Here is a 20,493-nt window from a genome sequence, read left to right as displayed (position 1 = left end):
GCCCGCGCGGTACCGTGTCGCGCACAACAGGCCCGCGCGCCGCACCGCGCGGGGCCCGGACCGGGAGCGCCAAGCACATGACCGCGATTTCCCGGGGGAACACCCCCGGAGCCCCTGAGCAGCAGCGACTGACCCACATCGACGAGGCGGGCGCCGCCCGCATGGTCGACGTGTCCGCCAAGGACGTCACGGCGCGCACCGCACGCGCCAGCGGCCGCGTCCTGGTCTCGCCGCGCGTGATCGAGCTGCTGCGCGGCGAGGGCGTGCCCAAGGGAGACGCCCTGGCGACCGCGCGGATCGCGGGGATCATGGGGGCCAAGCGCACCCCGGACCTGATCCCCCTCTGCCACCCGCTGGCCGTCTCCGGAGTGAAGCTCGACCTCTCCGTGGCGGACGACGCCGTGGAGATCCTCGCCACCGTGAAGACGACCGACCGTACGGGCGTGGAGATGGAGGCCCTCACCGCGGTGAGCGTCGCCGCCCTCACCGTCGTCGACATGGTCAAGGCCGTCGACAAGGGCGCCGTCATCACGGACGTACGGGTCGAGGAGAAGACGGGCGGCAAGTCCGGGCACTGGCAGCGCGGCAACGAGCCGTCAGGGGAGCGGGCATGAGCAGCCAGGACCTCGACACGTCGGCCGGCGGCGCGCTGCCCGCGCCGTACAGCGCGCTCGTCGTGACCGCCTCGAACCGCGCCGCCGCCGGGGTCTACGCCGACAAGGGCGGCCCGATCCTCGCCGAGGGCCTGACCGCGCTCGGCTTCGCCGTCGACGGGCCGCAGGTCGTCCCCGACGGCGACCCCGTCGAACGGGCCCTGCGCGCAGGCGCCGAGGCCGGCTACGACGTCATCCTCACCACCGGCGGCACCGGCATCTCGCCCACCGACCGCACCCCCGAGGCCACCCGCCGCGTCATCGACCACGAGGTGCCGGGCATCGGGGAGGCGATCCGGGCGTACGGCAGGGAGAAGGTCCCCACGGCCGTGCTGTCGCGCGGAGTCGCGGGCGTCGCGGGCCGGACGCTCATCGTGAACCTGCCGGGCTCCACCGGCGGCGTGCGCGACGGTCTCGCCGTCCTTGAGCCGCTGCTGCGGCACGCCGTCGACCAGCTGCGCGGCGGTGACCACCCCGTTCCGCCGGGGGGTGCGAGCTGAACGGCTCCTCCTGGCCCGTCGAGCTGACGGACGGCGACATCGCCCTCCGTCCCATAAAGATGCGTGACCAGCGGGCCTGGCGCGAGGTCAACCGGCGCAACCGGGACTGGCTGCGCCCCTGGGAGGCGACGATTCCGCCGCCCACCCCGAGCGGTCCGATCGTGCACCGCCCCACCTACCGGCAGATGGTCCGTCATCTGCGCGCGGAGGCCCACGCGGGCCGGATGCTGCCCTTCGTCATCGAGTACCAGGGCCGCCTCGTCGGGCAGCTGACGGTCGCCGGGATCACCTGGGGCTCGATGTGCTCGGGCCACGTCGGCTACTGGGTGGACCGGTCCGTCGCGGGCCGCGGCGTTATGCCGACCGCCGTCGCGCTCGCCGTCGACCACTGCTTCCGTTCGGTCGGGCTGCACCGTATCGAGGTCTGTATTCGCCCCGAGAACACACCGAGCCGACGGGTCGTGGAGAAACTCGGATTCCGCGAGGAGGGACTTCGCCCGCGGTATCTGCACATTGACGGAGCGTGGCGCGATCATCTCGTCTTCGCGCTCACGACCGAAGAGGTTCCGGAAGGTTTGTTGCGCCGCTGGCACCAGGCGCGACCTCGGAACACGGCGTAGCGGACCGGTCCCGCCCTGGTCCGGACCTGCGCGCGACCCAGGCCGGTTCTCGACCCCCGTAAATGAAATAAGTGTTCGAAATTACGCGCCGAGTGACCGTCTGAGGCGCGTATGAGACTTGTCTCAGGCATTTATTTCCCGCTCTCGGCGGCCGGTTGATCGCACCAGTCACAAAAAAAGTTCGAGATATCAGCCAGATCGTGCGACACACCGGCGCAATTGGCAGATGGCCTCACACAAACCCCTCTACCGTGTGAGCGTGAGCAGCAGCGGCCTCATCTACGCAGTCATCGTCGGGGCCTGGGCCGCCTACTTGGTGCCGATGTGGCTCCGTAGGCAGGACGAGCTGAACGAAGCCCGTCCGACGGAACGCTTCAGCACCGCCATCCGGCTGCTGTCCGGACGTGCGGGGATGGAGCGCCGATACGCCAAGGACCTGCAAGCGCGCTCGCCCGAGGAAGGGGAGTCGCGCGACGACCCGGACGGCATCACCGGCTCGGTGGACGTCCGGTCCTTCGTCGCGCCCCCGACCGAGCGCGAGCCCGAACGGGAACGGGAGCAGGAACGGGAGCAGGAACGCGAACCCGTACGCGAGAGGGAACCCGTGCGGAAGCGGGAACCCGTACAAAAGCGGAAGCGGGAGCGCGGGCGTGAACCCGCAGCGGGGCCCTCGACCAACGCGTCGGCCCGCGAGACCCCCGCGCAGCGTGCCGCGTCGGCCGAGGCCGCCGCGCGCGCCCGGCGCATCAAGGTGCTCGCCCGGCGCCGCCGTACGACGGTCCTTCTCTTCCTCGCCTTCACGATCGGCGCGATCGTCGCCGCGGTCGGCGGGCTCGCCCTCCTGTGGGTGCCCGCCGTGCCCGCCGTGCTCCTGAGCGCGTACATCGTCTACCTGCGCGGCCAGGAACGGCGCCGCTTCACCTACACGATGGACCGGCGCAGGGCCGAGGTCGCGGCGCAGCGGCTGCGCGAGCGGCAACCGCGGCGCAGGCCCGCGGAGCCGCAGGCCGACGAGACGACGGAGGACGGTCCGGCGCACGAGACGGAGACCGGACTGTCGGCACTCGCCGCGGACCGCCGCGCCCTCGTCGAGCAGACCGACCACGCCGAGTGGGTCGACCAGCAGCGCGAGCGGCAGCGCGGCCCCGGCCGCGGCGACAGCTGGGACCCGGTCCCGGTCCCGCTGCCGACGTACGTGACCGCACCGGTCGCCCCGCGCGCCACCGGCAGCGTCGACCTGGGCGCGCCCGACGCGTGGAGCGCGGCGCGCTCCAGCACGGCGGAGCCGACGGCCGACCCCGCGGCCGAACGGGACGCACGGGACGCACGGGCCGAGCGGGAGCGGCCCTCCGCCGGGCCGGGCGACATCGACGGGGCCGATGGCTCCGACGCCACCGGCGGTCGCAGCGACAAGCGTCGCGCGGCGTCCGCGCGACGGGCTCGCGAGCGCGGCCGCACGCCGCTCTTCGACCAGTACGAGGACGGCGGCCGGCCGCGCGCGGCGAACGAGTGAGGGACCGTGCCGTCCCCCTGGGCTGACCAGCCAGGAACGGATTTCCAAGCACCCCGATCGGGATGCTAGAGTTTCACTCGTTGCAAGGGCCTGTGGCGCAGTCTGGTAGCGCACCTCGTTCGCATCGAGGGGGTCTGGGGTTCAAATCCCCACAGGTCCACTGCACATGAAGATCCCGTCCAGTTCATCGAACTGGGCGGGATCTTTGCGTTGCCGACGCAATCCGCGTGTGATGAGCGTCTCGCTGGTTACATTTGACGCATGTTGTCCCCTCTGAGGGTTTCTGCCGCATTGGCTGTCGTGCTGGGAGTGGGCGGGTGTGCCGCTGAGCCTCGGGGGCTGAGTGTGGAGGGGCCCGCGTTGCAGCCCTCGCGGGTGGCGGGGCCCGTCTACATCGCCGATGCGGCCGGGGTCGCTCTGCAGCAGCCGACGTCGGCGCAGCTCACCGAGAACGTCGCGGTCTCGCAGTTGAGCTGGCGGGACTGGGGCGGGCCGACCGCGCGGGCCACCGGGAAGCTCGGCGGGCCCTGGTGCAGCCCCAAGTGCTCCGACGATCCCTACGACGCGACGCTGACGCTCAGCGGACTCGAGCAGCAGGAGCGCATGGCGTACTACCGGCGGGCGACCGTGAAGCCGAAGAAGCCGGAGGCCTTGCCCGCGGCGGCGGTGAACGTGCAGTTCCAGGGGATCCGGCTGTCGATCCCGGACGTCTGAGGGCGCGGGGAACGGGAACGGCATGGGACTTCGTACCAAGATCGGTCTCGCCATCGCGGGCACCGCCGCGCTGGTGTCCGTCGTGATGGGGCTGCTCGTCCACCATCGCACCGTCGAGGCGCAGTACGCGGGTGCGCGCAGCCAGATCGGGGACCGGCTCCAGACCGCCGTGCAGGACCATGCGGCCGGGGTCGACGGGGACCGCACCCTCATCGACCCCGCCGACCTGCCGGGGCCGCTCGCCGGTGCCGTGGAGAACGGGCAGTGGGGCGTCTATCTGGACCGCAACGGGCGCGTTCCGCAGCTCTGGGCGGCCAGCAAGTACGGCAAGGAGGTCGTCGCGCTGAAGCGGCCCTACGACAGGGAGGCGGAGACCGTACGGGATCTGGACCGGGTGCTGTGGATCTCGGGCGGTTTCGGGACGGCGCTCGCCTGTGTGGCGGGGCTGCTCGTCGCCACCCGGCTCGGGCGGCGGCTCAGGACCAAGGCCGGGGCCGCGCAGCGCATCGCGGAAGGTGATCTCACGGCGCGGCTTCCGCTGCGCGGCAAGGACGAGATCACCCGGCTCGCGGCCGCCGTGAACACCATGGCCGACGCGCTCGCCGCCCGGTTGCAGGCCGAGCGCGAGGTGACGGCGAACATCGCGCACGAACTGCGCACCCCGGTCGCCGGCATGGTGACGGCGGCCGGGCTGCTGCCGCCGGGGCGGCCTTCCGAGCTGGTGCAGGAGTCGGCGGGGCGGCTGCGGGAGCTCGTCGACGACGTCATCGAGGTGGCGCGGCTCGACGGGGCGGGGGAGCAGGCCGCGGCCGAGGAGTGTGAGTTGGGAGCGCTGGTGCGCAGGTCGGCTGCCGCCGGGGCCGCGGGTGCGGACGGCGTGACCGTCTCCGTCGTGCGGGACGTGCGCGTGGTGACGGATCCGCGGCGCGTGGAGCGGATCGTCGCCAACCTCGTCAGCAACGCGCTGCGGCACGGGTCGGCGCCGGTGGCGGTCGAGGTCGACGGCGGGGTGGTGCGGGTACGGGACTCCGGGGGCGGCTTTCCGGAGTCCCTGCTGTCCGGCGGGCCGCAGCGGTTCCGGAGCGGGTGCGGGGAGAAGGGCGTGGGCCTCGGCCTCGGGCTGACGATCGCGCAGGGGCAGGCGCAGGTCCTGGGGGCCGGGCTGCGGTTCGGCAATCCGGCGGGGGGCGGGGCCGAGGCGGTGCTCGACCTGCGGGCGGCCGTCAGGAGATAGGGGTCCGGGGCAGGGCGGGTTACAGGAGCTTTTCGTAGCAGCGGCTCAGGTCGTCGAAGCGGTAGAGACCGAACTTCTCCGCGGCGGGGGTGTAGCCGCTGGAGGTGTAGAGGGCTATCGCCTCGGGCTGCTTCGTGCCCGTCTCCAGCACCATGCGGACCCGGCCCGCCGCCTTCGCGTCGGCTTCCAGGGCCGCGAGTATCTGGCGGGCGAGGCCCAGGCCGCGGGCCTCCGCGGTGACGAACATCCGCTTCAGCTCGGCGTCGCCGTCCCGGTAGTTCTCGTCGTGCCCGGTGGTCCCGTCCATGCCACGCCAGCCGCCCGTCGCCAGTGCGGTGCCGTGTTCGTCGTACGCGATGAAGTAGCGGCCGCGTGGCGGCTCGAACATGGTCGGGTCGAGGGGTGTGAGGTCCCCCTCGTCGCCGTAGCGCTCCGCGTATTCGAGCTGGACGAGGTCGTTGAGCCGGACCGCGTCGGGGTGCGCGAACGTGACGGTGCGCAGTTGTATGCGGGGGGCGGCGTCGGTGGCGGCGGTGTTGGCGGCGGTGGGGTCCGTCTGAATAGTCATGCGCTCCATCGTACTTCTATGCGAGTCCAGTGCTGGGTGTGGTGACGGTGGTGCCGGACCAGTGTGCCGGTAAGGGCCGGTATCGTGCCGGGATGCTCACTGTGACCAGCGTGAATGTGAACGGGCTGCGTGCCGCCGCCAAGAAGGGGTTCGTCGAGTGGCTCGCCGATACCTCGGCCGATGTGGTGTGCCTCCAGGAGGTGCGGGCCGAGGAACACCAGCTGCCCGATGAGGTGCGGGCCCCCGAGGGCTGGCACGTCGTGCACGCGCCCGCTGCCGCCAAGGGACGTGCCGGTGTCTCGCTGTACACGCGCCGTGAGCCGGACCGGGTGCGGGTCGGCTTCGGGTCGCAGGAGTTCGACGGCAGTGGCCGGTACGTCGAGGCCGACCTGCCCGGTGTCACCGTGGCCAGCCTGTATCTGCCCTCCGGTGAGGTCGGCACCGAGCGGCAGGACGAGAAGATCCGCTTCATGGGCGAGTTCCTCGCCTATCTGAAGGAGCTCAAGGTGCGGGCCGCCGCCGACGGGCGCCACGTCGTCGTCTGCGGCGACTGGAACATCGCCCACCAGGAGGCCGACCTCAAGAACTGGAAGGGCAACAAGAAGAACTCCGGGTTCCTGCCGGAGGAGCGGGCCTGGATGGACGAGGTCTTCGCGGAGTACGAGGACGTCGTGCGGGCGCAGCACCCGAACGTCGAGGGCCCCTACTCGTGGTGGTCCTACCGGGGGCGCGCCTTCGACAACGACACGGGCTGGCGCATCGACTACCAGGTCGCGACGGCGGGGCTCGCCGAGCGCGCGCTGAAGGCGTACGTGGAACGTGCCGCGAGCCACGGCGAGCGGTGGAGCGACCACGCGCCCGTGACGGTGGTCTACGACCTGTAGAGGACTGCCCCAGGTGGGTGGCTGACGGCGGGACACGGGCACAAAGTCCGGTAGAAGGCTGTCCCGGGGCCGGGCGGCATGGCAGATTTCGGTCGCGTACATGCGTCGCGTACATGACCAACTGTCGAGTCGTCAGGGGGATTTCATGTCGACCGTGCCCGGGCCTTCGAGGCCCGCGAGGCCTTCCAGACGTGCCGTCGTGATCGGCGCGGCCGGTGCCGGTGTCGCGGCGGCGCTGCCCGCCACCCGCGCGCATGCAACGGGCGGTGACCACGGGATTCCCGTCGGTACGCCGCCCGTTCTGCTGACCGAGCAGGCCTCCAGGCGCCTCCTCGTGCTCGACCCGCGGCGCCGCGTCTGGGACCCGGCCGCCGACCCCTCCGTCGTGCGCTGGGAGTTCTCGCCGGTCGGCGATGTGCGCTACAAGGACCTGCTGCCGGACGTGAGCTGGGTCTACCCGTGCGAGGCGAAGGTGCGGCTGCACCGGCGGCGCGCGTACGTCCTGACGACGGCGTCGTTCGGGTTCGTGGCCGTCGTCGAGCACCCGACCGGCAGGCGGTACTGGGGCACGGCGATCGGGCCCGGCGACGACCTGTTCAACCCGCACAGCGCCGAGATCCTGCCCGACGGCAACGTGGCCGTCGCGTGCAGCACGGGTGCGCGGGTGCGGCTGTACGCGGCGTCGCAGGGGCCGCGGGCCACGCGGTACGCGGAGGCGGAGCTCAAGGGGGCGCACGGGCTGCACTGGGACGGGGCGCTGGGCGTGCTCTGGGCGCTGGGTGACGATGAGTTGGTGACGTACGAGGTGGGCGGGACGGCCGCCAGGCCCGCGCTGCGGCGGACCTCGGCGATCGGTCTGCCCGTCGGGACGCCGGGGAAGACGCCCGGCGGGCACGATCTCTTCCCGGTCCGCGAGCGGCCGGGGCGGCCGGGTCGGCTGTGGGTGACGACCAGCGCCGCCGTCTTCCAGTACGAGACGAAGAGCCGCGTCTTCGTGCGGGACTTCGCCGGGGCCGCGGAGATCTCCCGTAAGTCCGTGAAGGCCGTCGGCGACGATCCGCGCACCGGGCAGGTCCTGACGACCGTCCCGGAGGGCGGGCTCGAAGAGACCTGGTGGACCACGACGGTGAGCGTGCATCGGCCGGAGAACGCGTACAAGCTGGTCAACGGCGGGATCTACAAAGCGCGTTGGTGGCTGCCCGTCTGAGGGCGCGGTCCGTGGGCGTCAGGATTCCTTGAGGCGGCGGTCCAGCGCCATCGACAGCTCCGCCTCCACCACGCTCTTGGCGAGCGGGCGCAACTGGTCGATGTCCACGTCGGCCGTCTCGGGCGTGTGCGTGCGCATGACGGCGATGAACAACTCCGCGAGCGCGTCGGCGTGTTCCCGGACGCGCTGGCCCGCCTCCAGGACCGCGGCCAGGGGAACCCCCTTGCGCACCAGCGTGGATGAGGCGTCGAGCAGGCGGCGGCTGATGTGGACGAGCTCGTCGCCGTCCGTGCCGAGGTAGCCGAGGTCCAGGGCGGCGACGAGGTTCTCGGGGGTGACCTCGCCCGCGAAGTGGTCGGCCAGCTCCTCGGGCGTGAGGCGGACCGGCTGCTCCTCGGTCGGCTCGCCGAGGCCGAGGAGTTCGCCCACGTCGCGCCCCTTGTCGAAGGCGTCGGCGAGCTCGGCGATGCCGTTCAGGGTGTGGCCGCGCTCCAGGAGGGCGGCGATCGTGCGGAGTCTGGCCAGGTGGTGCTCGTCGTACCAGGCGATGCGGCCCTCGCGGCGGGGTGGCGGGATCAGTCCGCGCTCGCGGTAGAAGCGCACGGTGCGCACGGTGATGCCGGCCTCCTCGGCCAGCGCCTCCATGCGGAACTCGCGTACGCCGCCGGGCGGCGCGTTCTCGCGTCCGCCTTCTCGTTCGTCGTCTGCCACGTGGGAAGCCTAGCCCGACCCCGCAGGACCCCCCCGGCGGCGATACCGCCGGTAACTTTCCCCCGCCGAACCCCTACCCATGAGTACGCGACTGGCTTACTCTCCCAATTGCGCCAGTAGACACTGGCAGGGTTCAGGTACTTCCGGGAGGCGGCGGAATGACAGAGCACGAGCACGTACGGGTGGCGGTGATCGGATCCGGCTTCGGCGGCCTCGGTGCCGCCGTGCGGCTGCGCCGCGAGGGCATCACCGACTTCGTCGTCCTGGAGCGCGCCGGCGCGGTGGGCGGCACCTGGCGCGACAACAGCTACCCGGGCTGCGCCTGCGACGTCCCCTCGCACCTGTACTCGTTCTCCTTCGCGCCCAACCCGGACTGGCCCCGCACCTTCTCCGGCCAGGAGCACATCCACGAGTACCTGGAACACGTCGCCGACACCTTCCGGCTCCGCCCGCATCTGCGCCTCAACACCGAGGTGAAGCTGATGACCTGGGACGCCGACCAGCTGCACTGGGTGATCGAGACCAGCAACGGCACCTACAGCGCCGACGTCGTCGTCTCCGCCACCGGGCCGCTCTCCGACCCCAAGACCCCGGACATCCCCGGCATCGACACCTTCCCCGGCAAGGTCTTCCACTCGGCCCGCTGGGACCACGACTACGACCTCAGCGGCAAGCGCGTCGCGATGATCGGCACCGGCGCCTCCGCCATCCAGATCGTGCCCGAGATACAGAAGAAGGTCGGCAAGCTCACCCTCTTCCAGCGCACGCCCCCGTGGGTGATGCCGCGCGCCGACCGCGCCATCACCGGCGTCGAGCGCTGGCTCCACAAGCAGCTGCCCTTCACCACGCAGGCCAGGCGCGGCCTCCTGTGGGGCATCAGGGAGTTGCAGGTCCAGGCGTTCACCAAGCGGCCCAACGAGCTCGGCATGGTCGAGCAGATCGCCAAGCGGAACATGTACCGGGCCATCAAGGACCCGGCGCTGCGGGCCAAGCTGACCCCGACGTACCGCATCGGCTGCAAGCGCATCCTGCTCTCCAACGCGTACTACCCGGCGCTCGCGCGGCCCAACGTCGACGTCGTCGCCAGCGGCCTGAGCGAGGTGCGCGGCAACACCGTCGTCGCCGCGGACGGCACGGAGACCGAGGTCGACGCGATCATCTTCGGCACCGGGTTCCACGTCACGGACATGCCGATCGCCGAGCGCGTGGTGGGCGACGAGGGCCAGACGCTCATGGAGAGCTGGAAGGGCGGCATGAACGCGCTGCGCGGCGCGACCGCGGCCGGGTTCCCCAACTGGATGACGATCATCGGCCCGAACACCGGGCTCGGCAACTCCTCCATGATCCTGATGATCGAGTCGCAGCTGAACTACATGGCCGACTACCTGCGTCAGCTCGACGTACTCGGAGGCCGCGCAGCCCTCGCCGCCCGGTCCGACTCCGTGAGCGCCTGGAACCGGCGGGTGCAGGAGCGGATGAAGCGGACCGTGTGGAACACCGGCGGCTGCAACAGCTGGTACCTCGACGAGAACGGCGTCAACACGACGGTCTGGCCGGGTACGACCACCGAGTTCAGGGCGGCGACGCGGCGGGTCGACCTCTCCGAGTACGAGGTGGTGCGGCCCCCGAAGGCGCGGGCCTCGGCGCCCGCCTCCCATGAGGACTCCCGTAAGAAGAAGGCCGAGGCCGGGGCATGAGCCGACTGACCCACGTGACGAGCGGCCCCTACGCCCCGCCCGTCGCCGCCCGCGAAACCACCGCCGTCTCCGCCGACGGCGCCCGCATCCACGTCGAGGTGCACGGCCCCGAAGGAGCGCCCGCCGTGGTGCTCGCGCACGGCTGGACCTGCTCGACGGCCTTCTGGGCGGCGCAGATACGCGACCTCCGCACCGACCACCGCGTCATCGCGTACGACCAGCGGGGGCACGGGCGGAGCGTGGCCCCCGCGGCCGCCGACGGATACAGCACGCGGGCGCTCGCCGACGACCTCGAAGCGGTGCTCGCGGAGACGCTCGCGCCGGGCGAGAAGGCCGTGCTCGTGGGGCACTCCATGGGCGGCATGACGATCATGGCCGCGGGCGGCCGCGCCGCGGTGCGGGAGCACGCCGCCGCCGTCCTGCTGTGCAGCACGGGGAGTTCCGCGCTGGTCGCGGAGGCGCTGGTCGTGCCGCTGCTGCGGGCCGGGCGGGCGCGGACCCGGATCACGCGGTCCGTACTCGGCTCGCGCGCACCGCTCGGGCCCGTCACACCCGTGGCCAGGCGCGTCCTCAAGTACGCGACGATGGGCCCCGGCGCCGCGCCCGAGAAGGTCGAGGCCTGCGCGCGCATCGTGCACGCCTGCCCCCGGGACGTGCGTCACGGCTGGTCGAGCGTGCTCGACGCGCTGCAACTGGACGTGGAGGTCGGCGCGTTGAAGACGCCCACGGCCGTGATCGCCGGGACGTCCGACCGCCTCACGCCCGTCGTGCACGCGCGGCGCATCGCCGCCGCCCTGCCCGAGTGCCTGGGGCTCACCGAACTCGCCGGGATCGGACACATGACACCCATCGAGGCGCCCGAGGCCGTCACGGAACGGATTCGGGAGCTCGTCGGAACGTACGTACAGGTCAAGGAGGGCGCATGAGCAGGGTCAGCCTCGAAGGACAGGTCGCGGTCGTCACGGGTGCGGCGCGCGGAGTCGGTGAACTGCTCGCGCGCAAGCTGTCGGCGCGCGGCGCGAAGGTCGCCCTCGTGGGCCTGGAGCCGGACGAGCTGAAGCAGGTGTCGGAGCGGCTGCACACCGAGTCCGCGCACTGGCACGCCGACGTCACCGACCATGTGGCGATGGCGCGGGTCGCGCAGGAGGTCAAGCAGCACTTCGGCAAGGTCGACATCGTCGTCGCCAACGCGGGCGTGGCCAGCGGCGGCCCGTTCGTGGAGTCCGACGCGGACGCGTGGCGCCGCGTCATCGAGGTCAACCTCATCGGCAGCGCGGTGACGGGCCGGGCCTTCCTGCCCGTCCTCATGGAGAGCCGTGGCTATCTGCTGCAGATCGCGTCGCTCGCCGCGATCACTCCGGCGCCGATGATGACGGCGTACTGCGCGTCGAAGTCGGGCGTGGAGGCGTACGCGCACGCGCTGCGGGCCGAGGTCGGCTACAAGGGCGTGAAGGTCGGCGTCGGCTATCTGTCCTGGACGGACACGGACATGGTGCGGGGCGCCGACCAGGACGACGTGATGCGGGAGTTGCGGCAGCGGCTGCCGTGGCCGTCCAACAAGACGTATCCGCTGGGTCCCGCCGTGGACCGGATCGTGGCGGGCATCGAGCGCCGCTCCAGCCACGTGTACGCGCAGTGGTGGCTGCGGGGCATGCAGGGCATCCGGGGCTACCTGCCGTCGGTCATCGGGGCGGTCGGGCAGCGCGAGATGAAGCGGTTCGAACCGCGGCTCGGCAGCGTGTCGACGGGACTCGTCGGGGCGGGCGGCTCGGCGGACGAGCAGGCGCGCGCGGTGAGTTGAGCCGTCGGGTACGCGGGAACGACAGAGGCCCCCGGCGTCCCGGGGGCCTCCTCGCACGAGCTACACGTCAGGCGTCGTAGTCCCGGTCGAACTTGTCCTGCTGCTCCTGCGCGGCCTCACGGGCCTGGTCCGGAGCCTGCGAGGACCGCTCACTCGCCTCGTCCTGGGCCTGCGAGGCGCGTTCGCTCGCCTCGTCCTTGGCGCCGCCCATGGAGTCCTTGGCCTTGTTGGCGAGGTCCTGAGCCTTGTCCTGGAACTGGTCCTTGATGCCCATGCGGTTCTCCCGTTTCTGGGTGAGGGGGATGGGGCCTCGACCAGATTTACATGGTCGGACATTTCGCGCATTTCGATCACGGGCGGGGCGGCAGCGGTGGGCGGCGCCGGTCCGGTACGTCCGAGTGGTCCGGGGGCGCGGCCGCCGGGTTCCGCTCCAGGAGGTCGAGGGCGAGCCGCACCGCGTCGTCGAGCTGTGCGTGCCGCCCCTCCGCCCAGTCCAGCGGAGTGCGCAGGATGTCGAGGTCGGGGCTGACGCCGTGGTTCTCCACGCCCCAGCCGTACGCGTCGAACCAGCCCGCGTTCATCGGCACCGTGATCACCGTGCCGTCACCGAGCGCGTGCCGCCCGGTCATGCCGACCACGCCGCCCCACGTGCGCTGCCCCACGACGGGCCCGAGCCCGAGCAGCTTGAAGGCCGCCGTGATCATGTCGCCGTCGGAGGACGTCGCCTCGTCGGCGAGCGCCACGACGGGCCCCCGGGGCGCGTTCGAGGTGTACGACACCGGCTGGGCGTTCCGCGTCAGGTCCCAGCCGAGGATCTTCCGCGTCAGTTTCTCGATGACGAGTTCGCTGATGTGGCCGCCCGCGTTGCCGCGCACGTCGACGATGAGCGCGGGCCGTGACACCTCCAGGCGCAGGTCCCGGTTGAACTGGGCCCAGCCCGAGCCGCCCATGTCGGGGATGTGCAGGTAGCCGCACTTGCCGCCGCTCAACTCCCGTACGACGTCACGGCGTTTGGCGACCCAGTCCTGGTAGCGCAGGGGGCGTTCGTTGATGAGGGGCACGATCGCGACCCGGCGGGCCCGCCCCTCGCCCTCGGGTTCGAAGGTCAGCTCGACCGTGGTGCCGCCCGCCGCCGAGAGCAGCGGGTAGGGGCCGGTCACCGGGTCGACCGGGCGGCCGTCGATGTGCGTGAGGACCGCGCCCTCCCGGATGCCCGCGCCGGCCAGCGGCGAGCGCGCCTTGGAGTCGGAGGAGTCGCCGGGCAGGATCCGCTTGACCATCCAGCCGTCGTCCCTGCACACGAGGTTGGCGCCGAGCAGCCCCATGGCGCGCTGGTAGTGCGGGGGGCCTTCGTTGCGGCGGGCGGGGGAGACGTACGCGTGGGAGGTGCCCAGTTCGCCGAGGAGCTCGCGGAGCAGGTCGGCGAACTCGTCGGGGGACGCGACCCGTTCGACCAGCGGACGGTACTGCGCGAGGACGCCGTCCCAGTCGACGCCGGACATCTCGGGGTCCCAGAAGTAGGCGCGGATGATCCGGCCCGCCTCCTCGTAGGCCTGGCGCCACTCGGCGGCCGGGTCGACCTCGTGCAGGATGCGGCGCAGGTCGATCCAGACGGTCGTGTCGCCGTCGCCGACCTCGGTGGAGGGCACGGCGCTCAGGTCGCCCTCGTCGACGACCACGAGGCGCGATCCGTCGCCGCTGGGCGCGAACCAGTCGAGGTGGTCGACGAGCTGGGACTTCTTGGCCTTGGTGATGTTGAAGTACTCAAGGGTGGGGCGGCCGGACATGTCGGCGGGGTTCACGAAGGTCTCGCCGAGCGCGCCCGAGATCGGCCAGCGCAGCCAGACCAGGCCGCCGCCGCTGACGGGGTGCAGCGCCGAGTACTTCGACGCGGCGACGGGGAACGGCGTGACCCGTGACTCCAGGCCCTCGATCTCCACCATGGTGGTGCCGTCGCCCCCGCTGCCCTCGGCCGGGTCGAGGCCGCCCGCGGCGGGCCGCCCGTCGGGCAGCAGCGCGAACGGGGACGGGGTCGCCGACGACAGCGGTACGAGGTAGGGGCGGCAGCCGAGCGGGAAGGACAGGTCGCCGGTGTGCACGTCGTAGACCGGGTCGAAGCCGCGCCAGGAGAGAAAGGCGAGGTAGCGGCCGTCGCGGGTGAAGACGGGGTTCTCGTCCTCGAAGCGGCCGTTGGTGACGTCGGCGATCGCCCGCATGCCGGGGCCCGCGATACGGGCCAGCTTGATCTGGCGCAGGGAGCGGCCGATGCCGGGGTGCGACCAGGTCAGCCAGCAGCCGTCGGGCGAGAATGCCAGGTCCCGGACGGGTCCGTTGATCGAGCGGATCAGCTCGGTGACCTCGCCGTCGGATTCCTCCGTGACGTCGATGAGGAGCAGGCGGCCGTCGTTGGACGCGATGGCGAGACGTTCGCCGTCGCGGTCGGCCACCAGTTCCTGGACGCGGCCGAGCTGCCCGCTCGCCAGCCTGCGGGGTGCGCGGGCGCCGCTGGCCCGGGGCAGGTAGGCGATCTCGACGGCGTCCTCGCCGTCGGCGTCGGTGACGTAGGCGACCTGTCCGCCCTTGCCCAGCATCTCGGGCAGTCGCACGCGCACGCCGGGGGTGTCGGTGATGGTGCGGGCGGGGCCGTCGCGGTGGGTGAGCCAGTAGAGGGAGCCGCGGACGACGACGGCGCTGGCCCGGCCGGTCGTGTCCACGGAGAGCGCGTCGACGTGCTGGGCGGCCGGCACCTGGTAGATCCGCCGTCCGGCGCGCGGCCCGCCGAGCCGCACGTCGAGCCTGCGGGGCGCGGAGTCCGCGGCGAGGCCGTCGACCAGCCAGATGTCACCCGCGCACTGGTAGACGACGCGGGTGCCGTCGCTGGACGCGTGGCGGGCGTAGAACGTGTCGTGGTCGGTGTGGCGGCGCAGGTCGGAGCCGTCGGGCAGGCAGGAGTAGAGGTTGCCGACGCCCTCGTGGTCGGAGAGGAACGCGATGCGTCCCGCGACGAACATGGGGGAGTCGAGGTGCCCGTCGAGGTCGGCGAGGATCTGCTCGCCGTGCACCCACAGGCGGCCGGTCGCGCCGCCCCGGTACCGCTTCCAGGCGGCGGGTTCGTGGGGCGGCTTGCCCGTCAGGAGCAGGGTCTTGCGGTCGCCGTCGCCGTCGGCGAGGGAGTCGGTGATCGCGATGTCCCAGACCGGGCCCCAGGGCAGTTTGCCGCCGGGGGAACCGTCGGTGGGCACGCTGTAGGCCCAGCAGAAGTACGAGAACGGCTGGCCGTGCGAGGACACGGCGAGGATGTCGCCGTCGGGGGACCAGCCGCAGACCCGGGTGTCGGTGCTGCCCCAGTACGTCAGACGGCGTGCGGGCCCGCCGTCCACCCGGGCGAGGTGGATCTCCGGATCGAGGCTGCGCCAGGTCGTGTACGCGATGTGGCGGCCGTCCGGCGAGAAGCGGGGGTGGCTCACCTTCGTACGGTCGACGGTGAGCCGCCAGGCCCGGTCGGCGGGTGAGCCCTCGGGGGTGAGGGGCGCCATCCACAGGTCGTCCTCGGCCGCGAAGCAGAGGCGATCGCCGCTGAGGTGCGGAAAACGCAGGTAGGCGTGGTCGTCCTGGAGGTCGTCGCGCTCGTCGGTCACCTCACCATGCTTTTCCGCTCCGGGGGCGGCGGCAACTTGTGCCGGGGGTGAAAGGGGGCGTACGCGCAGGCGTGACGCAGCACACGTACGAAACGGTTTCGTTTCGTTGGGCGGGGAGCGTACAGTCGTGGCGTACGAAACCGTTTCGTTCCGAGACCGGGCTGGAGGTGCAGATCGTGGCCGAGACGGCGACAGCGGCAACGACACGACGCACCAGGATTACGCCCGAGCGCGAGGCCGAGCTGTACGAGGCCGTGCTCGACCTGCTCCGCGAGGTCGGTTACGACGCCCTCACCATGGACGCCGTCGCCGCCCGCACCCGCTCCAGCAAGGCGACCCTCTACCGCCAGTGGGGGAGCAAGCCGGAGCTGATCGCCAAGGCGCTGCGGCACAACAAGCCGGCGTCCCTCGCGGACATCGACACCGGCTCGCTGCGCGGCGACCTGTACGAGATGGTGTCCCGCTCGGACGACTGCCAGATGGAGAGGGACGCCGCGCTGATGCGGGGTCTGTTCCATGCCGTCCACGACAACCCCGAACTCCACCAGGCGCTGCGGAACCTGCTCATCGAGCCGGAGCTCACCGGCCTGAACGACCTGCTGCGCAGGGCCGTGGAGCGCGGCGAGGTCGCCGCGGACAACCCGGCGCTGGAGTACGTCGTCCACATGATGGTCGGCGGATTCGCCGCCCGGGACCTCATCGAGGACCGCCCGGTCGACCGCGCGTTCCTCGCCTCGTACATCGATGCCGTGATCCTCCCCGCCCTCGGTATCTGACCCGCCCCCCTGTTCCTGACGCCCCTGTTCCTGACGCGCACCGCTCACGTCGTCGGGCTGATCTCCCCTGCCCAATCCGGACCACACGACCTGACCGGGAGTACGCCCCCGTGGCCACTTTCCTCTACAAACTCGGCAAACTCGCCTTCAGGCGACGCCATTTCGCCGCCCTCATATGGGTGGCGCTCCTGACGCTCGCCGGGGTCGGCGCCGCGTCCGCACCCACCGCCGCGTCCAGCAGTTTCTCCATACCCGGCACGGAGGCCCAGAAGGCCTTCGACCTCCTGGAGAAGCGGGCCCCCGAAGCCAGCGCCGACGGGGCGAGCGCCCGCGTCGTCTTCAAGGCGCCGGACGGCGAGAAGGTCACCGACAAGGCCAACAAGGCCGAGATCGAGAAGACCGTCGCCGCCGTCAAGGCGGGCTCGGACCAGGTGGCCCGCGCGGACAGCCCCTTCGCGACCAAGACGGTCAGCAAGGACGGCTCCACGGCGTACGCCTCCGTCTCGTACAAGGTCACCTCGATGGAGCTGACCGACGACGACCGTGACGCGCTGGAGAAGACCACCGACGACGCGCGCGATTCGGGGCTCACGGTCGAGGTCGGCGGCGACGCGCTGCAGGCCATGCCCGAGACCGGCTCCACCGAGATCATCGGCATCGCGGTCGCGGCGGTCGTCCTCGTCATCACCTTCGGCTCGCTCATCGCGGCCGGACTGCCGCTGATCACCGCGCTGATCGGCGTGGGCATCGGCGTCTCCTCGATCACCGCGCTGGCCAACGCGCTCGACCTCGGCACCACCACGTCGACGCTCGCCATGATGATCGGCCTCGCGGTCGGCATCGACTACGCCCTCTTCATCGTCTCGCGCTACCGCGGCGAACTCGCCGACGGCCGCGACCGCGAGGAGGCGGCGGGACGGGCCGTCGGCACCGCGGGCTCCGCGGTCGTCTTCGCCGGACTCACCGTGGTCATCGCCCTGGTCGGCCTCGCCGTCGTCAACATCCCGATGCTCACGAAGATGGGCTTCGCCGCGGCCGGCACGGTCGTCATCGCCGTCCTCATCGCGCTCACCCTCATCCCGGCGCTGCTCGGGTACGCGGGCAGGCGGGTGCTGCCCGCGGGCGAGAAGAGCAAGCTGTTCGGAGGCGGCAGGAAGGCCGCCGACGCCGACGGGTCGGCCGGCGAGCCGAAGCAGAACATGGGTACCCGCTGGGCCCGCTTCGTGGTCCGCCGTCCCATCGCCGTGCTGCTCGTCGGCATCGTGGGCCTCGGCGCCGCGGCCATCCCGGTCTCGCAGCTCGAACTCGGCCTGCCGGACGACGGCGCGCAGCCGACGTCCACGACCCAGCGCAAGGCGTACGACCTGGTCTCGGAGGGCTTCGGGCCCGGCTTCAACGGCCCGCTGATGATCGTCGGTGACCTCAAGGGCGCCGACGACCCGAAGGCCGCGGCCGGTGAGATCACCAAGACGATCTCCAAGCTCGACGACGTCCTGACCGTCGCCCCGCCGATGCTCAACAAGGACAAGGACACGGCGATCATCAGCGTCGTCCCGTCCTCCAAGCCCAGCGGCATCGAGACCGAGGACCTGGTCCACTCGATCCGCGACACCGGCACGCAGATCAAGTCCGACTCGGGCGCCGAGATCATGGTCACCGGCACGACGGCCATGAACATCGACGTCTCGCAGAAGCTCAACGACGCCCTGTTGCCCTACCTGGCACTGGTCGTGGGCCTCGCGTTCCTGCTCCTGATCATCGTCTTCCGCTCGATCCTGGTCCCGCTCAAGGCAGCCCTCGGCTTCCTGCTCTCGGTCCTCGCGGCCCTCGGCGCGGTCGTCGCGGTCTTCCAGTGGGGCTGGCTCGGCTCGCTCTTCGGCGTCGAGCAGACCGGCCCGATCATGTCGATGATGCCGATCTTCATGGTGGGCGTCGTCTTCGGCCTCGCGATGGACTACGAGGTCTTCCTCGTGACCCGCATGCGGGAGGCGTACGTCCATGGGGAGCGGCCGGGACAGGCGATCGTGACCGGCTTCCGGCACGGGGCCCGGGTGGTCTCGGCGGCGGCCGTCATCATGATCGCGGTCTTCGCCGGGTTCATCGGCTCGTCCGAGCAGATGGTGAAGATGATCGGCTTCGGCCTGGCCATCGCGGTCTTCTTCGACGCCTTCGTGGTCCGCATGGCGCTGGTGCCCGCGGTCCTCGCGCTGCTCGGCAGGAAGGCGTGGTGGCTGCCGAAGTGGCTGGACCGCGCGCTGCCGAACGTCGACGTCGAGGGAGAGGGCCTGCGTACGGCGGCGGAGAGGGACGCGGACGGTGCCGCCGAGAGGGAGCCGGTGCGCGTTTGACCCGTGTACGTCTCAGTGGGTGACCGGGGTGGCGGCCGTGTGGGTGCGGCGCAGGAAGCGGATCAGCGCGGACGCGTCGAACTGCACGACCGTCACCCCGTCCGCCTCGTGGAACTCCACGACCGTCTGGACCCGCCCGCACGGCCATACGTGGACGTTGCCCGAGGTGGCGGGTGCCCGGAGGCCCCGTTCCAGGAGCTGCCGGGAGAAGACCCGGTGAGGTGAGCCGGGGAGGCCGATCCGCACCGCGTGCGGGTCGGCCTCCGCGTCGTAGTGGAGGATGACGGGGACGGCGCGGTGGCCCTCGGAGGAGTCCGTGACGAGGTGGGCGCGTGCGTACTGCTCGACTGCGGACATCGCTGAACTCCTCATCCTTACGGACACTTCCTAGCGCTTCCTCACCAATGTCGCATATGTACGACAACCCGTTGCGGGTGGGAGCGGCGGTCGGCGTAGTTGAATCGGGACCGACGCGCTCTTGCAAGCCGTTTGCAACAGGGCCCTATCATTGAACGGTTCACGAGCCGTCCGCCCTGCCCAGGGCCCCTGCCCAGGAGCGCGCGCATGCATGTCCCCGACGGGTTCATCAACGTCCCGGTCTCGGCGGCCGCCGGGGTCGTCGCGGCAGGCGCCGTCGCCGTCAGCCTCAAGGGCGCCCGGCGCGAGCTGGACGAGCGCACCGCGCCGCTCGCCGGTCTCGTCGCGGCCTTCATCTTCGCCGTGCAGATGCTGAACTTCCCCGTCGCGGCGGGCACCAGCGGGCACCTGCTCGGCGGCGCGCTCGCGGCGATCCTCGTCGGGCCCTTCACCGGGGTCCTCTGCGTCTCCGTCGTCCTGCTCATGCAGGGCGTGCTGTTCGCGGACGGCGGCCTGACCGCGCTCGGCGTGAACATCTCCGACATGGCGATCGTCACGACCGTCGTCGCCTACCTCGTCTTCCGCGGCCTGGTGAAGGTGCTGCCCCGCGGCCGCCGCTCCATCACGGTCGCCTCCTTCGTCGCCGCCCTCCTCTCCGTGCCCGCCGCCGCGGTCGCCTTCACCTTCATCTACGCCCTCGGCGGCACGACCGACGTCTCCATCGGCAAGGTCGCCACCGCGATGGTCGGCGTCCACGTCCTCATCGGCATCGGCGAGGCCGCCATCACCGCGCTGACGGTCGGCGCGGTGATCGCCGTGCGGCCGGACCTGGTGTACGGGGCGCGGGGCCTGACCCAGCGGCTCAAGCTGCGCGTCGCCGGGGAACTGGTGGACGCGCCGGCCGCCGAGCCCGCGCCCGTCGCCGCCCGCTCGCCCCGGTCCACCCGCCCGGTCTGGATCGCGGGCATCGTCGCCTCCCTCGTCCTCGCGGGCTTCGTCAGCTTCTACGCGTCGGCCGACCCCGACGGTCTGGAGAAGGTCGCCCACGACAAGGGCATCGACAAGAAGGCCGAGGAGCACGCCACCGCGGACTCCCCGCTCGCCGACTACGGCGTCAAGGACATCACCGACACCCGCCTCTCCGGCGGCCTCGCGGGCGTGATCGGCGTGGGCGTCACGGTCGTCGCGGGCTCGGCGGTCTTCTGGGGTCTGCGCCGCCGCCGTACGAGTGACACCTCACCGGCCGCCGTACCGGAATCGGAGCAGGTCTGA

General features: G+C 71.7%; 19 protein-coding genes and 1 tRNA gene. 15 read left to right on the top strand and 5 right to left on the bottom strand.

Going from position 1 to position 20,493, the window contains the following annotated elements:
- Nucleotides 1–77: 77 nt before the first annotated feature.
- The 7 genes from moaC (at nucleotide 78) to NOO62_RS17020 (ending at nucleotide 5,234) form a co-directional block, all read left to right on the top strand.
- Nucleotides 78–614: a cyclic pyranopterin monophosphate synthase MoaC gene (gene moaC / locus NOO62_RS17050; RefSeq protein WP_268771737.1), complete on the top strand. Its 537-nt coding sequence runs from the start codon at nucleotides 78–80 to the stop codon at nucleotides 612–614.
- Nucleotides 611–1,153, top strand: coding sequence for a molybdenum cofactor biosynthesis protein B (locus NOO62_RS17045; RefSeq protein ID WP_268771736.1), 543 nt, complete (start codon nucleotides 611–613; stop codon nucleotides 1,151–1,153). Before moaC ends, NOO62_RS17045 begins: the two co-directional genes overlap by 4 nt.
- A 59-nt stretch (nucleotides 1,154–1,212) precedes the next feature.
- The gene (locus tag NOO62_RS17040; RefSeq protein ID WP_414930840.1) at nucleotides 1,213–1,773 is read left to right on the top strand and encodes a GNAT family N-acetyltransferase; all 561 of its coding nucleotides are present in this window, start codon (nucleotides 1,213–1,215) and stop codon (nucleotides 1,771–1,773) included.
- 259 nt (nucleotides 1,774–2,032) lie between these two features.
- A complete protein-coding gene (gene glpR, locus NOO62_RS17035) occupies nucleotides 2,033–3,286 on the top strand; it encodes a gephyrin-like molybdotransferase receptor GlpR (RefSeq protein WP_268771735.1) in 1,254 nt (417 codons plus the stop codon).
- A gap of 86 nt (nucleotides 3,287–3,372) precedes the next feature.
- A tRNA-Ala gene (locus NOO62_RS17030) sits at nucleotides 3,373–3,446 on the top strand.
- A 200-nt stretch (nucleotides 3,447–3,646) separates the two neighbouring features.
- On the top strand, nucleotides 3,647–4,000 hold the full coding sequence (locus NOO62_RS17025; RefSeq protein WP_268771734.1) for a hypothetical protein: 354 nt from the start codon (nucleotides 3,647–3,649) through the stop codon (nucleotides 3,998–4,000).
- A 22-nt stretch (nucleotides 4,001–4,022) separates the two neighbouring features.
- A complete protein-coding gene (locus NOO62_RS17020) occupies nucleotides 4,023–5,234 on the top strand; it encodes a sensor histidine kinase (RefSeq protein ID WP_268771733.1) in 1,212 nt (403 codons plus the stop codon).
- Between the two features lie 19 nt (nucleotides 5,235–5,253).
- Here the strand turns inward: NOO62_RS17020 and NOO62_RS17015 are convergent, their stop codons facing one another.
- Complete coding sequence (locus NOO62_RS17015) at nucleotides 5,254–5,742, bottom strand: GNAT family N-acetyltransferase (RefSeq protein WP_268775657.1); 489 nt, start codon at nucleotides 5,740–5,742, stop codon at nucleotides 5,254–5,256.
- A 152-nt stretch (nucleotides 5,743–5,894) separates the two neighbouring features.
- On the opposite strand from NOO62_RS17015, the gene NOO62_RS17010 reads away from it, so the two are divergent.
- Both NOO62_RS17010 and NOO62_RS17005 read left to right on the top strand, forming a co-directional pair.
- Nucleotides 5,895–6,686: an exodeoxyribonuclease III gene (locus tag NOO62_RS17010; RefSeq protein WP_268771732.1), complete on the top strand. Its 792-nt coding sequence runs from the start codon at nucleotides 5,895–5,897 to the stop codon at nucleotides 6,684–6,686.
- Between the two features lie 145 nt (nucleotides 6,687–6,831).
- The gene (locus NOO62_RS17005; protein ID WP_268771731.1) at nucleotides 6,832–7,893 is read left to right on the top strand and encodes a DUF6528 family protein; all 1,062 of its coding nucleotides are present in this window, start codon (nucleotides 6,832–6,834) and stop codon (nucleotides 7,891–7,893) included.
- An 18-nt stretch (nucleotides 7,894–7,911) separates the two neighbouring features.
- Here NOO62_RS17005 and NOO62_RS17000 read toward each other — a convergent pair whose 3' ends face one another.
- The gene (locus NOO62_RS17000; RefSeq protein WP_268775656.1) at nucleotides 7,912–8,538 is read right to left on the bottom strand and encodes a MerR family transcriptional regulator; all 627 of its coding nucleotides are present in this window, start codon (nucleotides 8,536–8,538) and stop codon (nucleotides 7,912–7,914) included.
- A gap of 224 nt (nucleotides 8,539–8,762) precedes the next feature.
- On the opposite strand from NOO62_RS17000, the gene NOO62_RS16995 reads away from it, so the two are divergent.
- From NOO62_RS16995 to NOO62_RS16985, 3 genes are read left to right on the top strand one after another with little or no spacing between them, the layout of a single operon-like run.
- Nucleotides 8,763–10,301 carry a flavin-containing monooxygenase gene (locus tag NOO62_RS16995; protein WP_268771730.1) on the top strand — a complete coding sequence of 513 codons (1,539 nt, stop codon included), beginning with the start codon at nucleotides 8,763–8,765 and terminating at the stop codon, nucleotides 10,299–10,301.
- Nucleotides 10,298–11,227 (top strand): alpha/beta fold hydrolase, encoded by a 930-nt coding sequence (locus tag NOO62_RS16990; protein ID WP_268771729.1) that lies wholly within the window; start codon nucleotides 10,298–10,300, stop codon nucleotides 11,225–11,227. The genes NOO62_RS16995 and NOO62_RS16990 overlap by 4 nt, the downstream gene beginning before the upstream one ends.
- Nucleotides 11,224–12,102, top strand: a complete 879-nt coding sequence (locus NOO62_RS16985) for an SDR family oxidoreductase (protein WP_268771728.1) — start codon at nucleotides 11,224–11,226, stop codon at nucleotides 12,100–12,102. Before NOO62_RS16990 ends, NOO62_RS16985 begins: the two co-directional genes overlap by 4 nt.
- Before the next feature lie 67 nt (nucleotides 12,103–12,169).
- Here NOO62_RS16985 and NOO62_RS16980 read toward each other — a convergent pair whose 3' ends face one another.
- Together NOO62_RS16980 and NOO62_RS16975 are read right to left on the bottom strand one after the other, a co-directional pair.
- Complete coding sequence (locus tag NOO62_RS16980) at nucleotides 12,170–12,376, bottom strand: hypothetical protein (RefSeq protein WP_268771727.1); 207 nt, start codon at nucleotides 12,374–12,376, stop codon at nucleotides 12,170–12,172.
- A gap of 76 nt (nucleotides 12,377–12,452) precedes the next feature.
- A complete protein-coding gene (locus NOO62_RS16975; protein WP_268771726.1) occupies nucleotides 12,453–15,740 on the bottom strand; it encodes a S41 family peptidase in 3,288 nt (1,095 codons plus the stop codon).
- A gap of 176 nt (nucleotides 15,741–15,916) precedes the next feature.
- Here NOO62_RS16975 and NOO62_RS16970 point away from each other — a divergent pair, with 176 nt between their 5' ends.
- Together NOO62_RS16970 and NOO62_RS16965 are read left to right on the top strand one after the other, a co-directional pair.
- Nucleotides 15,917–16,516 carry a TetR/AcrR family transcriptional regulator gene (locus NOO62_RS16970; RefSeq protein WP_268771725.1) on the top strand — a complete coding sequence of 200 codons (600 nt, stop codon included), beginning with the start codon at nucleotides 15,917–15,919 and terminating at the stop codon, nucleotides 16,514–16,516.
- Between the two features lie 110 nt (nucleotides 16,517–16,626).
- A complete protein-coding gene (locus NOO62_RS16965) occupies nucleotides 16,627–18,864 on the top strand; it encodes an MMPL family transporter (protein ID WP_268771724.1) in 2,238 nt (745 codons plus the stop codon).
- Nucleotides 18,865–18,876: 12 nt separating this feature from the next.
- On the opposite strand, the gene NOO62_RS16960 is transcribed toward NOO62_RS16965, so the two are convergent.
- A complete protein-coding gene (locus tag NOO62_RS16960; protein ID WP_268771723.1) occupies nucleotides 18,877–19,221 on the bottom strand; it encodes an SsgA family sporulation/cell division regulator in 345 nt (114 codons plus the stop codon).
- 207 nt (nucleotides 19,222–19,428) lie between these two features.
- On the opposite strand from NOO62_RS16960, the gene NOO62_RS16955 reads away from it, so the two are divergent.
- Nucleotides 19,429–20,493 (top strand): energy-coupling factor ABC transporter permease, encoded by a 1,065-nt coding sequence (locus NOO62_RS16955; RefSeq protein WP_268771722.1) that lies wholly within the window; start codon nucleotides 19,429–19,431, stop codon nucleotides 20,491–20,493.

The organism is Streptomyces sp. Je 1-369, from assembly GCF_026810505.1.
In the GTDB taxonomy this organism is placed as follows: Bacteria; Actinomycetota; Actinomycetes; order Streptomycetales; family Streptomycetaceae; genus Streptomyces.
Note: the sequence above shows the minus strand (reverse complement) of the source record. Positions and strands in the feature narration are given on the sequence as shown.

What these genes read in the sequence shown, in the direction of transcription:
- NOO62_RS16960 (WP_268771723.1), bottom strand. Translation starts at nt 19,221, where the DNA reads ATGTCCGCAGTCGAGCAGTACGCACGCGCCCACCTCGTCACGGACTCC.
- NOO62_RS16990 (WP_268771729.1), top strand. Translation starts at nt 10,298, where the DNA reads ATGAGCCGACTGACCCACGTGACGAGCGGCCCCTACGCCCCGCCCGTC.
- moaC (WP_268771737.1), top strand. Translation starts at nt 78, where the DNA reads ATGACCGCGATTTCCCGGGGGAACACCCCCGGAGCCCCTGAGCAGCAG.
- NOO62_RS17010 (WP_268771732.1), top strand. Translation starts at nt 5,895, where the DNA reads ATGCTCACTGTGACCAGCGTGAATGTGAACGGGCTGCGTGCCGCCGCC.
- NOO62_RS16980 (WP_268771727.1), bottom strand. Translation starts at nt 12,376, where the DNA reads ATGGGCATCAAGGACCAGTTCCAGGACAAGGCTCAGGACCTCGCCAAC.
- NOO62_RS17045 (WP_268771736.1), top strand. Translation starts at nt 611, where the DNA reads ATGAGCAGCCAGGACCTCGACACGTCGGCCGGCGGCGCGCTGCCCGCG.
- NOO62_RS17000 (WP_268775656.1), bottom strand. Translation starts at nt 8,538, where the DNA reads ATGGAGGCGCTGGCCGAGGAGGCCGGCATCACCGTGCGCACCGTGCGC.
- NOO62_RS16995 (WP_268771730.1), top strand. Translation starts at nt 8,763, where the DNA reads ATGACAGAGCACGAGCACGTACGGGTGGCGGTGATCGGATCCGGCTTC.
- NOO62_RS17020 (WP_268771733.1), top strand. Translation starts at nt 4,023, where the DNA reads ATGGGACTTCGTACCAAGATCGGTCTCGCCATCGCGGGCACCGCCGCG.
- NOO62_RS16955 (WP_268771722.1), top strand. Translation starts at nt 19,429, where the DNA reads ATGCATGTCCCCGACGGGTTCATCAACGTCCCGGTCTCGGCGGCCGCC.
- NOO62_RS17005 (WP_268771731.1), top strand. Translation starts at nt 6,832, where the DNA reads ATGTCGACCGTGCCCGGGCCTTCGAGGCCCGCGAGGCCTTCCAGACGT.
- NOO62_RS16985 (WP_268771728.1), top strand. Translation starts at nt 11,224, where the DNA reads ATGAGCAGGGTCAGCCTCGAAGGACAGGTCGCGGTCGTCACGGGTGCG.
- NOO62_RS17040 (WP_414930840.1), top strand. Translation starts at nt 1,213, where the DNA reads ATGCGTGACCAGCGGGCCTGGCGCGAGGTCAACCGGCGCAACCGGGAC.